Source organism: Nocardiopsis alborubida (assembly GCF_012396365.1).
GTDB lineage: Bacteria > Actinomycetota > Actinomycetes > Streptosporangiales > Streptosporangiaceae > Nocardiopsis > Nocardiopsis alborubida.
Genome location: NZ_JAAXPG010000025.1, coordinates 48,773 through 63,578, shown reverse-complemented (window position 1 = coordinate 63,578; position 14,806 = coordinate 48,773). Strand labels below are relative to the sequence as shown.

The following is a 14,806-nucleotide window of genomic DNA, read 5'->3' as shown; positions in this document are numbered from 1 at the left end:
GAACCCCGTCGGTGCAATGATCGGGTGATCCGTTCTCTCGTTCCCTCGCTCCGCCGTGCCCGCTTCGGGGTCCCGGCGCCGTTCATGCTGCTCATCGGCATGTTCACCCTGCACACCGGCAGCGCGCTGGCCGTCACCGCCTTCGCCCAGGCCAGCCCCGCCACCGTCACCTGGCTCCGGCTGACCTGGGCCGCGCTCCTGCTGCTGGCCCTGGGCGGTCGCTCCCTGTGGCGGGCCGTACGCGCGGCGACGCGGCGCGAACTGGGCGCCGTGGTGATCCTGGGCACAGCGAGCGCGGGGATGATGCTGTTCTACTCCGAGGCCACGGCGCGGATCGAACTCGGCACCGCCACCTCCATCGAGTTCCTCGGCACCCTCGTGGTGGCCGTGGCCGCCATGCGCCGCCGCCGCGAACTCGTGTGGATCCTCGCCGCGGTCGCGGGCGTGCTCTGCCTGACCCGCCCCTGGCAGGGCGAGCTCGACCTGGTCGGGGTCGGCTTCGCCCTGGCCGGCGCGGTCTGCGTGGTGGGCTACATCGTGCTGACCCAGCGGGTGGGCGCCGGGTTCGGCGCCGTGCACGGCCTGGCCCTGACCATGACGGTGGGGGCGGTGGTCAGCGCGCCGCTGGGCGTCCCCGGCCTGGTCGCCGCCCCAGACCTCGACCTGGTGCTGTTCACCCTGCTCATCGCGCTGCTGTTCCCGATGGTGCCGTTCCTGCTGGAGATGGTGGCCCTCCAGCGGATGAGCCGCACCGCCTACAGCACGTTCTCCAGCCTGGAACCGGCGGTCGCCCTGGTGATGGGCCTGGTGGTCATCGGCCAGGCGCCCGCCCTCGTGCAGGTCGCGGGCATGGTCCTGGTGGTGGTCGCGGGCGCGGGGGCGGCCCGGGGCGACGGCTCCCGGAGGCCCGCCGTGCCCGCCCCCGCCCGGGAGGAGGAGCCCGCGGGTGCGCGGACCCCGCCGGAGGCGGCACCGGCGGCACCGGTCCCGGCCGCCCAGGGCCGGGCGGCCTGAGGAGACGGGCTCACTCGGCGTCGGGGACGCGGACGTGGGAGCCCGAGGCGATCTCGCGCAGTGCCCGGACGTGCTGCTCGAAGGCGGCCCGCCCCTCAGCGGTCAGCGACAGGGACGTGCGGGTGCGCCGTCCCACCGGGAACTTGCTCACCCGGACGTAGTCCGCGTTCTCCAACACCGTGATCTGTTTGGACAGTGCCGAGTCGGTGACCTCGACGGTGTCACGCAGCACCCGGAACTCGATCTCGGTCGCCGAGGCCAGCGCCGCGACGATGGAGAAGCGGACCGGGGCGTGGATCACCTCGTCCAGTCGGCTGCGCGGGTGGTTCACACCGTGCTCCTGCTACGACGCAGCGCCATGCAGCCCGCCACCGAGGTGGGGACGGCGCTCAGCACCGCCATGGGGATCCACCAGGCGGGGTCCTGGGGGAAGAGGTACATGCCCGCCACCACCGTCAGCGCGTAGACCGTGCCCCACAGGATGATGCCCCACAGGTGCAGGCGGGCGTACCCGAGCGGCTTGACCGGCTGCCGGGCCTGGTAGACGCTCAGCGCGGTGAGGGCCACCGCCAGGACGGCCATCGCGGCCACCACACCCCAGAGCGTCCCGCTCAGCCCCAGCGTCAGGACCACGGCCATGCTCATCAGCCCGTATCCGACGCCGTAGACCGCGTACCAGCGCCCGAGGGCGCGCACACGCGTCCCCACCGCCTCCGCCCGCTCCAGCGCGTCCAGCGCCTCGTTCCTGCGCATGTCGTTCTCCGTTCGCTCAACCTGTTGCCAGCATGGCACTCACTTTCCGACTTGGCAAGTGATTGCATTCCTGGAATGCGATACTGGGATGCGTGCGCCAGCCCCGTCCCACAAGCGACATCCGTCACTCACGCCACTTCGCCGCGTCGGTACGGAGCGTCTCCGGAATGCACTAGCTTGGTGCGAACCATGGCCGCGAAATCTGATCTCGAACTCCTCCGCGCCTACGAACCGGTGCTCATGTGCACCAAGGGGGAGCTCTTCTTCCCCACCGACGTGGACGCCTACGTACGCAACTGCAGCCTGTGGATCGAGGAGCCGGGCGGCGGCGAGAGCCGTCTCGTCCCGGCCGGGGAACTCACCCTCGACCGCCTCTCCCGGGCCGAGGAGAAGTGGCCCGGGCGCCACAAGCACCTGCGCTTCGTCCAGGAGGAGACCCTGCGCGAGGAGGCCCGCCGCTACAAGGGCGTGGCCCGCACCGTCATCCCCAAGAGCGGCCGCCTGGCCGCCGTCGGAGTCCTGGGCCGGGTCCTGGACATCCTGATGAAGCTCTCCCTGCTCATCCGCGGGGCCGTCCCCGGCGGCCTCACCTTCGCCGCGGTGACCCGATACCGCGAGCGCGTCGACAACGGCGGCGTCACCTACTACGGCCGCGTCACCCGCGAGGGCGGCTACACCATCCTCCAGTACTGGTTCTTCTACGCGATGAACGACTGGAGGACCATCTACGGCGGCGTCAACGACCACGAGGCCGACTGGGAGCGCGTCACCGTCTACGTCGTGGACAACCCCGACGGCACCACCCGCCCCGTCTGGGTGGGCGCCTCCTCGCACGAGTACCACGGCGACGACCTGCGCCGCAGCTGGGACGACCCCGACCTGCACCGGGACGGCGACCACCCCATCGTCTACGTCGGCGCGGGCTCGCACTCCCACCAGATGCTGCCCGGCGACTACCTCATCCAGGTCGACCCCTCCTTCCTGCGCGGCCCCATGCGCGCCTGGCGGTGGATCACCCACCGCATCTTCCGCGCCGACAGCGCCCTGAACCGGCACGGCATCGGCGTCCCCTTCGTCGACTACGCCCGCGGCGACGGCATGCGCCTGGGCCCCGGCGGCGACCGCGAGTGGTCGGCCGTCCTCATCGACGACGACACCTCCTGGCTGACGGGGTTCCGCGGCCTGTGGGGACGCGACACCGGTGACTTCTTCGACGGCGAGCGCGCCCCCAGCGGCCCGCGCTACGAGCGCGACGGCACCATCCGACGCTCCTGGGCCGACCCGCTGGCGTGGGTGGGCCTCCAGAAGGTCGCCCCCACCGAACCCGCCGCCCGCGCCGAGCTGCGCGCCCACGTGCGCGCCCTGGACGAGCGGCTGCGCGCCCTGGACGCCGACGTCATCAGCCGCCGCGACCGCCTGCGCCAGCTCCACTCGGCCCGCATCGTCCTGGAGCGCGAGGCCCACTCGCGGCCCCGCGCCCGCGAGTACGCCGAGCGCATCGCCGCCCTGGAGATGGAACTGGGCGAGGTCTACGAGACCCGCGTGCTGACCGCCGACGAGCGCGACACCCACCTGCGCGCCCTGGACGCGGACACGCCCCTGGTGCCCTCACCCACGGGGCACCTCAAGGCCCCGCACCTGCCCTACTCCTCGGGGACGCAGCGCTCCACCCGCTTCCTGCACCTGTGGGTGGCCCTGAGCACCCCGCTCCTGCTGATCTCGCTCGCGCTGCCCATGTTCGTCCTGAACGGGCAGTACACCTTCTACGCGATGATCGGCGTGGTCGTGGTCTTCGCCGCGGTCGACTCCGTGGCCCGCCGCAAGTTCGTCCAGTACCTCATCGGGCTGGCGGTCATCGCGGTGGTCGTCGGACTCGTCGTGGGGGTGGTGGCCGCGTTCGTGGTCAACTGGCGCATCGCCATCACCGTCCCCGTCGCGGTGATCGTGGTGCTGCTGCTCGTGGTCAACGTCCGCGAGCTCCTGCGCCGCTGACCCGCTCCGCCGCTGCCCCGCGCTGGCGCCCACCGCCCGCGCGGGGCAGCATGTGTTCATGAGCGACGCGCTGTTCGACCGCCCTTCCGCGCAGGTGGCGCCCGGCGCCGTGCACGTGCCCGGCTGGCTCCGTCCCGAGGACCAGGCCGACCTGGTCCGGCTCTGCCGCGGCTGGGCGCGCGGACCCGCCGGGATGCGCCGCCACACCATGCCGCGCGGCGGGGTGATGAGCGTGCGGACGGTCAGCCTGGGCTGGCACTGGAGCCCCGGCCCCAACCCCCACGCCGAACGGCGGGGCGCTCGGGACCCCGGCCCCTCCGGGCGCCGCCAGACCTACTCCTACGCACGGCTCCTGCCCGACGGCACACCCGTCCAGCCCTTCCCCGACCTGCTCGGCGACCTGGCCGCCCGGGCCGTGGAGGCCGCCTACGGCACGCCTCCCGGACCGGGGTCCGACCCCTACGACGTCGCCCTGGTCAACTTCTACGACGCCGACGCGCGCATGGGCATGCACCAGGACCGGGACGAGCTCTCCCGTGAACCCGTGGTCTCCCTCAGCCTCGGCGACACCTGCGTGTTCCGCTTCGGCAACACCGAGACCCGCACCCGGCCCCACACCGACGTCGAACTGCGCAGCGGGGACCTGTTCGTCTTCGGCGGCCCCTCCCGCATGGCCTACCACGGCGTCCCCCGCACCCGGCCCGGCACCGCGCCGCCCGGCCTGGGCCTGGACGGGCGGCTCAACATCACGGTCCGCGCCTCGGGGCTGGGCGGCTGAGGCCCCCGGGGGCCGGTACAGGCGCCGTGTCCGTGCCCACCCCGCGCGGGACGTCCCGGCCGACTGCCCCGCCCCGTTCGGGGCAGTCCTTCCAGGGAGCGCCTCCCGCCGGTCCGGGCCGGTGGGCGGGCGCGCCGTCCGACCACGCACGGGAGGGGCACGACGTATGAGCGACTCCGCGCCGGAACGCATCATGGACCTGGGCCGCAGAAGGGCCGCGCTGCCCGACCGCGGCTCACCCGGCCCGGTCCGCGCGCTCCTCTACCGCGACGGGCACCGCGAGCGCGAGGCCGACACCGTCGCCGAGGCCCGCGGCGCCGCCGAGCACGACCCCGGCCTCATGGCCTGGGTCAGCATGACCGCCCCCGACCGCGACCAGCTCACCGAGGTCGCCCGCCTCTTCGGCCTGCCCTCCCTGGCCCTGGAGGACGCCATCGTCGCCCACCAGCGCCCCAAGGCCGAGGTCTACCGGGGCGTGCTCTTCCTCGTGCTGCGCCCGGCCCGCTACGACACCGTGCGCGAGTCGGTCGAGGTCGACGAGATCCACCTCTTCGCCGGACGGGACTTCGTGGTCACCATCGGCCACACCGAGCAGGTGGACTTCGAGAGCGTCCGCGACTTCCTGGAGGCCGACCCCCGCGCCCTGGCGCACGGCACCCTGGCCGTGGTCCACGCCGTCCTGGACCTGGTCGTGGACGGCTACGCCCCCGTCGTCTCCGAACTCCAGGACGACATCGACGAGGTGGAGAACCAGGTCTTCGGCGGCGACTCCCGGGCCTCACGGCGCACCTACCGCCTCGCCCGCGAGGTCATCCTGCTCTCGCGTGCCGTGGAACCCCTCGGGGGAGTCCTGGACAGGCTCATGGGGCCGCTGGCCCACGACCCCGAACGCCCCGGGCACCCGGACCCGCGGCCGTTCGCGGACGCCCTCGTCGAACCGGAGGGGGCCCGGCCCCCGGCGCGCCGCCAGGGCTTCGCCTCCGCCGACCCCTTCCGCATCCCCGCCGAACGGCGCGGCGAACTGCACCACCGCCTGCGCGACGTCGCCGACCACGTCGCCGCCGTGCGCGAGCGCGTGGACGGCTTCCGCCAGCTGTTGCAGAACATCATGTCGGTCAACAGCGCCCTCATCGACCAGGCGCAGAACGAGGCGATGAAGAAGGTCTCCTCCTGGGGCGGCATCCTGGTCGTGCCCACCCTCATCTCCTCCGTCTACGGCATGAACATCTCCCCGGGCGGCGACTACCACTGGGCGTTCAGCTGGCCCCTGGCCCTGGCCCTCATGGCGCTGACGAGCCTGAGCCTCTACGTTGTCTTCCGTCGCAACGGTTGGCTCTGAGGGCCTGTTGACGGAGGTGGGGATGACGGGGAACGGATCCGCCGAGCGCGAGGTGCTGCGGCTCATGACCGGGCCGTGGGTGGCCCGGGCGGTGGCCACCGCGGTCGAACTGGGCGTGCTCGACCGCCTCGCCGGGGGCGCCGTCGACGCCGCCGCCCTGGCAGGTGAACTGGACCTGCGCCCCGACCGGCTGGAACGCCTGCTGCGCCTGCTCACGGCCGTGGGGGTCGTGGAGAGCCGCGACGGGCGCTACCGGCCCACGGAGGTCGGGGCCGCCCTGCACAGGGACCACCCCTCGGGCATGGCCGACCTGGCACTGCTCTACGACAGCGAGATGTTCACCGCCGCGTGGGCGCGCCTGGGCGAGAGCGTGCGCACCGGCGGCACCGCCTTCGAGGCCGCCCACGGCACCGACGTGTTCACCCACCTGGAGCGCCACCCCGAAGACGCGGCGCGCTACACGGCCGGGATGGCCGCGGGCGGCCGGTTCTCCACCGCCGTCCCCGACGTCCACGACTTCACCGGAGCCCGCACGGTGGTCGACCTCGGGGGAGGGGACGGCGAGCTCCTGGCCACCGTCCTGGCCCGCGCGCCGCACGCGCGCGGGGTGCTCGTGGAGCGTCCGCCCGCGCTGGCCGCCGCCCGCGCGCGCCTGGGCGCGTTCGTCGGGGACGGGCGGTGCGAGCTGGTGGAGGGCGACTTCCTCCGGAGCGTGCCCCGGGGCGCCGACGTCTACCTGCTCAGCCGGGTCCTGCACAACTGGTCCGACGAGGACGCCCGCACCGTGCTGCGCCACTGCCGCGAGGCGATGGCCACCGACGGGCTCGTGCTGATCGCCGAGCGGGTCCTGCCCGACGACGGCCTGCCCTGGCTGTCGGCGGTGTTCGACGCGCACATGATGGTGATGACCACCGGGGCCGAGCGCACCGAGCGCGAGTACGAGGCGCTGCTGCGCCCGGCCGGACTGACCACCCGGGGGATCCGCGACCTGCCGATGGAGATGCGCCTGCTCGTGGCCGGGCCGGCGCGGGAGGGCGTCTGAGGCCCGCCGCCCCCGCCTGCCCCTCACCTGCGCCAGGGAAGGTGGAGCCACGGACTCCGCGGGTCGCCGCGGAGCCTGGTCCGCGCGGAGGACGGTCCCATGTCCCCTGGTGTCCTTCCTCCTCTCCTCACGTGTTGAGCAGGCGGTCGATCTGCCCCGCCTCGTGCCTGGCCGTGACGGCGTGCTCCTCGGAGGCCAGCAGCGAATCACGCCACTTCTCGGCGGCCTCGGCGATGTGGGCGTCCAGCCGCCGGACGGTCGCCTCGGCGGTGTCGCGGGCCTCGGCGCGCCTGGTCTGGTCGACCATCAGCGCGATCCCGGCGCCCACCGCGGTGGCCACGCACAGGAACCAGACCAGACCGTTGGCCGAGACCATCCCCAGCACCGCCAGCAGACCGGCCATGGCCAGGAGGCCCCACGCGTAGGTCCGGGCGGAGCCGGTGTCGTGCCAGCGCGCGCGCAGCTGGGTGCGGGCGCGCTCCAGCTCACGGGGTTCGGCGCCGTGGGAGGAGAGCGTCACCTGCACGCCCTGCACCTGGAGGGTCGTGGAGTCCTCCACCGGCGCGGCGGCCTCGCGCACCAGCTCCTCGGCGCGCTCCATCACGGTCGGGCGCTGCAGGGCCAGGGCGAAGGTGCGGCGGTGGGGCGGTGCGTCCTGGCGGACCAGGTCGTCGCCGAGCAGGGAGGCGACGGTGCCCACGGTGTCGGTCCACCGCTGCGGCGGCCCGCCCTCGCCGCTGCTCTCGATGACCGCGCGCAGTTCGCGGGCGCGGGCCAGCAGCGGGGCCTCCTCGGGACTGCCCTCCTCCACCAGCAGGCGCAGGGTGTCGCTGAGGAAGGCGGCGCTGACCTCGTCGGGGGCGAGTGCCGCGGTGGAGGCGTCCTCGCCGTCGAGCGCGACGACACGGGCGACGCCCTCGCGCAGCGCGGTGATCCGCCGCGCGGCCTCGGCGCGCTCGACGAGCCCTCCGGCCTTCTTCCCACGGCTCCCACGGGAGGCCGGGGAGGGGGAGGCACCGGAGGCGTCCGCCGTCAGGGCGGACAGCCCCGCGGAGGCCGGAACCTCGACCTGCTCCTCGGACCAGGCGCGCAGCGTGGACGACAGGAGGAGCTGGCGGGCGTCGTCGCCGAAGGAGCCGTCGGCGGTGAGCAGCCACAGGGCGCGCTGGCCCCGGGTCACCTCCTCGGTGGGCAGGGGCAGCTGGGGGAGCAGGTCGGCGGTCGCGGCGGCGTTCATGGCGCGGGCGTGGTCGGCACTGGTCAGGGCGGTGGCCAGCGCCGCGAAGTGGCCCGCGCGCGTCGCGTCGCGCCGGGCGGCCTCGTCGAAGCGGACGCGTGCGGCGGCCGGGTCGTCCTCCAGCAGCGCGTGCAGGCCGAGGGCGGCCGGGACCAGCCAGTAGTCGGGGACGTCCTCCAGGTCGGGGTGGGCGACGGGCACGCCGTCCAGCATCTGGAGGGTGCGGTGGCGGGCCAGGGCGGCTCCGTCGAACATCGCCAGGACGGCGCGCACGTCGCTGAGCTCGATGAAGGCGTCAAGGGATGCCGAGACGCGGTCCAGCCTCTGTTCGAGGGTGCCCTGGACACGGGACAGCTCCGAGCGCATCCTGCGGCGTTCGGTGGCCATCTGGTAGTGGGCTGAGCCGAGACTCTCCTCCAGTTCCCGGATCTTCCGGTTCTGGGAGTAGTCGATCCAGTCGCTCATGGGTTCCTTCCGTGCGCTGGGGGAGACGGGGCAGACGGGGGAGGGGCACCGTGCAGTGCGACGATACGGGAGGCGGTCCGGCTTGCGTGAGGCCCCTGTGCCGCGGGCGGGACCGGGAGCGGACGGAGGTGGTGGGAGGACGCCCAGCACCGGTGTTCCGCGTGCTCAGGGTGTTTGTTCGACTACTTAAGGATGGTTGGTGTCAGAGGTCGCCTTCGGTAGGATTGGGAGCGCTCCCAGGAAAGGAACGCCATGGAAGAGCCCACACTGCCCGCCAGCCTCCTCTTCGGCACCGCCACCGCCGCCTACCAGATCGAGGGCGGCGTACACGAGGGCGGCCGGGGGCCCTCCATCTGGGACACCTACTGCCGGGTCCCGGGGCGCGTCGCCCGCGGAGAGAGCGGCGACGTCGCCTGCGACCACTACCACCGCTACGGGGAGGACGTCGCCCTGCTCGCCGACCTGGGCGTGGACCTGTACCGCTTCTCCGTGGCCTGGCCGCGCGTGCAGCCCACGGGCAAGGGCCGCCCCAACCCCGAGGGGCTGGCCTTCTACGACCGCCTCGTGGACACCATCCTGGGCGCCGGGATCGAACCCGCCCTGACCCTCTACCACTGGGACCTGCCCCAGGCGCTGGAGGACGAGGGCGGCTGGCGGGTCCGCGACACCGCCTACCGCTTCGCCGAGTACTCCCGCATCGTCGCCGACCGCCTCGGCGACCGGGTCAACCGGTGGATCACCCTCAACGAACCCTTCTGCTCGGCCTTCGTCGGCCACGCCGTCGGCCGCCACGCCCCCGGCACCAGGGAGGGCACGCCCGCCCTGGCCGCCGCGCACCACCTGCTGCTCGCCCACGGCATGGCCACCGGCGAGCTGCGCGCGGCCGCCGCCGGGGAGGTCGGCATCACCCTCAACCCCGACCACTTCCTGCCCGCCACCGACTCCGAGGCCGACCGCGCCGCCGTGGAGCGGGCCCGCACCCTGCACAACCGCGTGTGGTTCGACCCCATCTTCGCCGGGACCTACCCCGACAACGAGGACGAGGTCTGGGAGGGGATGGCCGACGGCTCCTACCGCGCCGACGGCGACCTGCGCATCATCGGCCAGCCGCTGGACTTCCTGGGCGTCAACTTCTACCGGCCGATCATGCTGCGCGACGCCCCCCACAGCGAGGCCGACCCGACCGCGCGCACCGCCGTGGACATCCGCACCGAGCAGGTGCCGATCGAGGGCGTGCGGCACACGACCATGGGCTGGCCGGTGGTCCCGGCCACCTTCGCCGACCTGCTCATCGACCTGGACCGGCGCTACCCGAACCTGCCGCCCATCTTCATCACCGAGAACGGCTCGGCCGAGGACGACCAGCCCGACGAGACCGGCCGGGTGCGCGACACGGGCCGCATCGAGTACCTGCGCGACCACCTGGACGCCCTGGCCACGGCCATCGACGCGGGGGTGGACGTGCGCGGCTACTTCGTGTGGTCGCTGCTGGACAACTTCGAGTGGGCCTACGGCTACGACCGCCGCTTCGGGCTGGTCCGCGTCGACTACGAGCGCCTGGAGCGCCACCCCAAGGACAGCTACCACTGGTACCGCGACTTCCTGACCTCGCACCGCGCCCGCAGGGTCCAGGAACTCGCCGCCCAGCGGGAGGGCTAGCCGACCCCGCCCCCGCCGCCCGACGCGTCCGCGCGGGGGCGGCACCGTGCCCCGGCGGTCCGCCCCGGCGCGCGGGAGGGCCCCGTGCGAGGCCACGCGTCCGTCCTCCCCCCAACGCGGTGTTGGAGGAAGCCTCCCCGGTGCGGCAAGGTGGGGGGAATTCGGTCGACGAGGGCTGCGGGGACAGATGGCGGAACAGGGATCGGGCACGGGGGCGCAGGGGGAGGCGGGACAGGGCACGGGCGGAAGCCCGCGCGCAGCGCAGCGCATGCTCCAGTTGCAGGACAGCCTGGTCGAGCTGCTGCGAGCCAAGCCCTTCAGCCAGATCACCTACAAGGAGATCACCGAGGGCCTGGACATCGACCGCTCCACCGTCTACCGGTACTACGGCCACAAGAACCAGGTGCTCCAGGCCGCCGTGGACGTGCGGCTGACCGCGTTCGCCTCCCGGCTCGACCTCACCTTCGGCCGCATGGAGACCATCGACGGCTACATGGGCCGCGTCGTGGACGCCTGGGCGGGGCTGTGGCTGGAGTCGGGCGGGCTGCTCGCCGCCGTCTCCGGCCTGGGCTCCGAGCCCGGTCCGCAGCGCGACTGGTGGCGTGAGCGCACCGAACCGTGGGTGGAGGCCGTGCGCGACGCGGTGGAGATCGCCCGCCTCGTGGAGGAGCTGCCCAAGGACGACCGCCCCGCGCGCCCGATCGCCGAGATGGTGGTGGGCCTGTGCCTGTCCACGTTCAACAACGAGCTGACCGTGGCGCACACCGCTGAGCACCGCGCGACGGTCCGGGACCTGCTCCTGGACGCGGTACTGCGCACCATGGGCCGCACGGAGGCCGCCCGGTAGCGCCGGGCCCGGGCGGGGCCGGACCCGGCCTCAGGCGTGCTGGCGGGCTATGGCGCCGAACGCCCCCACGACCGCGCCCAGCGCGAACATCGACGCCTCGTCCTCGTCCATGTGGACCAGGCCCGCGGGCACGAGCACGCGGTAGGGCTTGGCCTCGCTCGGAAGGATTTCCAGGCCGTCGATGATCCCCTGCCCCTCCAGCATCAGAAGGGCTTCCTCGACCCTTCCGGTACGGTCACCGCGGGACCAGATCGACATAGGTCACACCTCACTACGGCCGGGGCCGGGCAGTCCACTGTTCCCAGGGCCGGGAAACCCCGGCCCTGTCGCGCTTCGGTAGTCGGCTCCGGTCTGCGCGGGGGAGTCCAGACCAGTGATACCACCGGGCGGCCCGGGGTATTCCGGCGCCCGCGCACACGCGTGCTGGCCGGAACCGGCCACCGCCGCGCGGCGGCGGATTCCCCGGGCCGCGGGCGGCGGCGCGGCGGCGCGGCGGCCGGGCGCGCGACTGGGCCGGCCCCGGGGCCCCGGCGGCTCAGCGGGCGAGCACGGTCATCTCCTCCCCGCGCACGTCCACGGCGACGAGTCCGACCTCCCCGGCGGGCGGCTCCCCGCCCTCGGGCCCCTCCACGGCGAGGGCCTCGCCGCCCTCCGCGCTGCCGCTGGCGGCGCCCCGCACGCTGATCCGGTCCGCCTCCCGGGAGGCCGCCGCCAGATAGTGCCACCGGCCGTCCCCGTCCTGCCACCAGGCGCCCGCCGCCACCTGCCGGTCGAGGTTGCTGCACTCCCAGCCGCCCTCGCGCTCGCCCGCGACCACGGTGTCGGTGCCCTCCTCTGTGTCGGCCACCAGCACGGCGCGGGCCAGGCCGCCGCCGTCGTGGGCACCGTAGCGCACGCACACCCACCGGCCGGTGCCGCCGCCGGGCAGTTCCTGACGGGCGAACTCCCAGGCCGTGGCCGTGCGGACCGGTTCGGCGGGCGGCTCCCCGGCGCAGGCCGCCAACCCCCACAGCCCGAAGCCGCTGTCGGAGTCGAGCACCTCGTGCGGGCCCAGGCGACGGATCTCCCCGGGCGGGGGCGGCATGTACCCCAGGTGGGCGGTGTCCAGACCGCCCAGGTCGACGGCGGTGTAGGGCTGCCCGTGCGCCACCTCCGGCGCGCGCAGGCGCAGCGCCGGTCCCACGCCGCACCGCTCCCCGGTCGGCACGGGCCCGGTCACGCCGTCCTCGTGCGCCAGGTCCGTCCAGTCCGGGTCCTGCCCGCCCAGCGGAGCGGAGGCGGCCTCGGTCACCCACGGCGGCAGCAGGTAACGGGTGCCCTCAGCGGTGTCTGCCAGGCGCAGGGCGGGCCAGTCGGCCACCCCGTTGCCGGGTTCGCCGAACACCTCCACCCGCTCGTCCGAGCCGTCGTCGGTGTAGCGCGCCACCCACGGGGCGTCGTGCAGGAGCACCACCTCGTCCCCGGCCACCTCGCCCGCGAACACCAGGCGGGGCGCGCGCGGCGCCGGGACCGCGCCGCCGCCCGCGGCCTGCGCCGTCCGGCCCCGCAGCGGACCCGCGCCGCCCTCGGCGCTGTGCGCCGACCACGCGCGCAGGGCCCGCTGGACCAGCTGTTCGTCGCCGACCGCGTCGCCCCGCGGGTGCCAGGCGGTCAGGTCCAGCCGGAAGCGCTCGCGCCAGACCCCCTCGTCGGGGGCGTCGGCCAGGGCCACCGGCGCCGGGCCCGGGGACAGCACGGGCGCGACCGTCCTGGCGGTGCCCAGGGACAGCGCGACCAGGGCCAGCCCGGCCAGGACCGCGACGGCGGCCAGCGCGCGCCGTTCCACGATCGGGCCCCGACCGCTGACCCGGACCACCGTGGGGTCGGGGAGCCGGTGTTCACCCCCCGCCTCCAGGGCCCGCTCCACGGCGCCGGACGCGTCGCGCACGCCGACCGAGGAGAGCAGGGCGGCGGCCTCCTCGGCGGACAGTCCCTCCACCCGCAGCAGCCCGTAGGCCGCACGCGCCCGCGGGTCCAGGCCGTCCAACCCCTCCAGGAGCCGGGCCTCGCCGCCCGCGCCGTCCACGGGGGACAGGCGCAGCCCCGCCGCGCCGCCTCTGAGGTGCCGACCGCGCGGGCGCAGGGAGCGGCGCAGCACCCGGCGGCGCACCCGGGGGTAGGCCTGGGGGCGCGGGCGGCGCCGCCCGCGCGGCAGGGCTCCGGTGACCAGCCGGTGCGCGTGTTCGAGCAGGCCGTGCGCGGGTCGGCTGCCGGACAGGGTCAGCAGGGACAGGAGCACCAGGTTGCGGTACGGATGGCGGGGTGTGCCGGACTCGGGCAGGGCGGGCATCGGGACTCCTCGGAACGGTTCCGAGCGAGCCTAGGGACACCTGGACCGCCACATCCGGGAAACGCCGAAACCTGCCGCCTATGCCCTGAAAGTCCTGTGTAAGAGGAGTTTCCCGGATGTCACCCGTCCGGGTGGGTGCCGCGCAGGGCCTTGCGCCTTGGCGCGGACCCTTCGCCACCGAGACGAGCAGACCTGAGAAGACTCTCCCCCCTTGATCGCGCACCGTGGTCGAGGAGGCCGTCCGCCGTGCGTGCGCCACCACAGCGGCACCCTGTCCGCGTGGGCTTGGGCCTGCTCGTGCTGTGGCCGGTCCCTGGCTGGGACTCACGACCAGAGCATGCCACCGTCCTCCAGCGAGACCTTCACCTGCTGTCACGCACCAACTCGTTAGCAGGCCCGGGGCCGGTGCCTCAACCCCGGGCGAGGGCGCGCAGTTCCTCCAGGCTCGCGGCACGGGACTCGGGGGCGTCGGCGTCCACCCGTCCCCCCTGGGGGTCGTCGACCCTCCCGGCGCAGGACCGGAGCGCCTCCAGCGCGGTCAGCCCCTCACCGCGCAGGCGCACGTGCTCCATCGTCCACCAGCCGCGGGCGGCGTTGCCCGCCGCGTCGGGCGGCAGGAGGGGCTGGAAGTCGCTGGCCTCCTCGGTGTCCGAGGCCCACAGGTAGCCGATGAGGACGCCGTCCCGGTGCACGGGCAGGTACAGCACGGGACCTGCCGTGGTCGGGGCGTAGGAGCGGCCGACCAGCACCGGGGCCAGCGCCTCGTCGCTCCACCGGTCGAACACCTCCTGCCCCGCACCCGGCGCAAGGGAAGAGCCCCCGGGGCCGTCGGCCCCGCGGGACGGTTCGGAGTCCGTCCCACCCCGGTCCGTGCGGTACCCGTCCTCGGGTGAGCTCCCACCGTCCATGGCCGTCCTCACTTCCTCTCGTCTCCATCAGTCACCTCGGTGTCGCGGGCCCCGCCCGGATCAGGGGGAGGGATTCCGAGCAGGCGGTCGGCGTGCTCGGGCACGCTCCCCGGTGGGACCGCCCCGGCCCGGTCGTCCTGAGGGGCCCCGGTCCAGCGTGCCAGCGCGCCGAGGGCGTCCAGCCCCTGGGCCCGGGCCAGGATCAGGCGGCGCACCCAGGCGCCCTTGGCGTTCAGCCCCGCCGGACCGGGCGCGGGCAGGAACCCCGCGGCGGCCCCGTCCCGCGAAGCCCAGAGGCGGCCCAGCACGCTCCCGTCCCCCCGCAGCACCGGGACGTGCAGCACCGGCCCGTCGGTGTCGGCGGCGAACCTGGGCTCGGCGCCCGCGAAGTCCGGGCGGAACCCGTCCCGCGCGGCCCGCTCCTCGTCGGCCATCTCCCCTCC

At 74.5% G+C, this 14,806-nt stretch carries 14 protein-coding genes; 7 read left to right on the top strand and 7 right to left on the bottom strand.

What is annotated here, in order from left to right; all coding sequences use genetic code 11:
• The first annotated feature begins 24 nt into the window (after window positions 1-24).
• Window positions 25-1,014: an EamA family transporter gene (locus HGB44_RS23390; RefSeq protein ID WP_061083439.1), complete on the top strand. Its 990-nt coding sequence runs from the start codon at window positions 25-27 to the stop codon at window positions 1,012-1,014.
• Between the two features lie 10 nt (window positions 1,015-1,024).
• On the opposite strand, the gene HGB44_RS23385 is transcribed toward HGB44_RS23390, so the two are convergent.
• Together HGB44_RS23385 and HGB44_RS23380 are read right to left on the bottom strand one after the other, a co-directional pair.
• Window positions 1,025-1,345, bottom strand: a complete 321-nt coding sequence (locus HGB44_RS23385) for a winged helix-turn-helix domain-containing protein (protein WP_061083440.1) — start codon at window positions 1,343-1,345, stop codon at window positions 1,025-1,027.
• Complete coding sequence (locus HGB44_RS23380) at window positions 1,342-1,767, bottom strand: hypothetical protein (protein WP_061083441.1); 426 nt, start codon at window positions 1,765-1,767, stop codon at window positions 1,342-1,344. Before HGB44_RS23380 ends, HGB44_RS23385 begins: the two co-directional genes overlap by 4 nt.
• A gap of 189 nt (window positions 1,768-1,956) precedes the next feature.
• On the opposite strand from HGB44_RS23380, the gene HGB44_RS23375 reads away from it, so the two are divergent.
• The 4 genes from HGB44_RS23375 to HGB44_RS23360 all read left to right on the top strand — a co-directional run bounded on the left by HGB44_RS23375 (window position 1,957) and on the right by HGB44_RS23360 (window position 6,918).
• On the top strand, window positions 1,957-3,759 hold the full coding sequence (locus tag HGB44_RS23375) for an NPP1 family protein (protein ID WP_061083442.1): 1,803 nt from the start codon (window positions 1,957-1,959) through the stop codon (window positions 3,757-3,759).
• 58 nt (window positions 3,760-3,817) lie between these two features.
• The gene (locus HGB44_RS23370; RefSeq protein ID WP_061083443.1) at window positions 3,818-4,537 is read left to right on the top strand and encodes an alpha-ketoglutarate-dependent dioxygenase AlkB family protein; all 720 of its coding nucleotides are present in this window, start codon (window positions 3,818-3,820) and stop codon (window positions 4,535-4,537) included.
• A 166-nt stretch (window positions 4,538-4,703) separates the two neighbouring features.
• Window positions 4,704-5,876 (top strand): magnesium and cobalt transport protein CorA, encoded by a 1,173-nt coding sequence (locus tag HGB44_RS23365; RefSeq protein ID WP_061083444.1) that lies wholly within the window; start codon window positions 4,704-4,706, stop codon window positions 5,874-5,876.
• A 22-nt stretch (window positions 5,877-5,898) separates the two neighbouring features.
• Window positions 5,899-6,918, top strand: a complete 1,020-nt coding sequence (locus HGB44_RS23360) for a methyltransferase (protein WP_061083445.1) — start codon at window positions 5,899-5,901, stop codon at window positions 6,916-6,918.
• 127 nt (window positions 6,919-7,045) lie between these two features.
• On the opposite strand, the gene HGB44_RS23355 is transcribed toward HGB44_RS23360, so the two are convergent.
• Window positions 7,046-8,620 carry a hypothetical protein gene (locus tag HGB44_RS23355; RefSeq protein WP_061083446.1) on the bottom strand — a complete coding sequence of 525 codons (1,575 nt, stop codon included), beginning with the start codon at window positions 8,618-8,620 and terminating at the stop codon, window positions 7,046-7,048.
• A 252-nt stretch (window positions 8,621-8,872) separates the two neighbouring features.
• On the opposite strand from HGB44_RS23355, the gene HGB44_RS23350 reads away from it, so the two are divergent.
• Window positions 8,873-10,279: a GH1 family beta-glucosidase gene (locus HGB44_RS23350; RefSeq protein ID WP_061083447.1), complete on the top strand. Its 1,407-nt coding sequence runs from the start codon at window positions 8,873-8,875 to the stop codon at window positions 10,277-10,279.
• Between the two features lie 268 nt (window positions 10,280-10,547).
• Window positions 10,548-11,126, top strand: a complete 579-nt coding sequence (locus HGB44_RS23345) for a TetR/AcrR family transcriptional regulator (RefSeq protein ID WP_061083448.1) — start codon at window positions 10,548-10,550, stop codon at window positions 11,124-11,126.
• A 30-nt stretch (window positions 11,127-11,156) separates the two neighbouring features.
• Here HGB44_RS23345 and HGB44_RS23340 read toward each other — a convergent pair whose 3' ends face one another.
• The 4 genes from HGB44_RS23340 to HGB44_RS23325 all read right to left on the bottom strand — a co-directional run bounded on the left by HGB44_RS23340 (window position 11,157) and on the right by HGB44_RS23325 (window position 14,797).
• Window positions 11,157-11,384: a hypothetical protein gene (locus HGB44_RS23340; protein WP_013153558.1), complete on the bottom strand. Its 228-nt coding sequence runs from the start codon at window positions 11,382-11,384 to the stop codon at window positions 11,157-11,159.
• Window positions 11,385-11,661: 277 nt separating this feature from the next.
• Entirely contained in the window at window positions 11,662-13,455 is a 1,794-nt protein-coding gene (locus tag HGB44_RS23335; protein WP_061083690.1) for a hypothetical protein, read from the bottom strand.
• A 410-nt stretch (window positions 13,456-13,865) separates the two neighbouring features.
• Complete coding sequence (locus tag HGB44_RS23330) at window positions 13,866-14,240, bottom strand: hypothetical protein (protein ID WP_231972682.1); 375 nt, start codon at window positions 14,238-14,240, stop codon at window positions 13,866-13,868.
• A gap of 131 nt (window positions 14,241-14,371) precedes the next feature.
• Window positions 14,372-14,797, bottom strand: coding sequence for a hypothetical protein (locus tag HGB44_RS23325; protein ID WP_013153555.1), 426 nt, complete (start codon window positions 14,795-14,797; stop codon window positions 14,372-14,374).
• Between the last annotated feature and the right edge of the window lie 9 nt (window positions 14,798-14,806).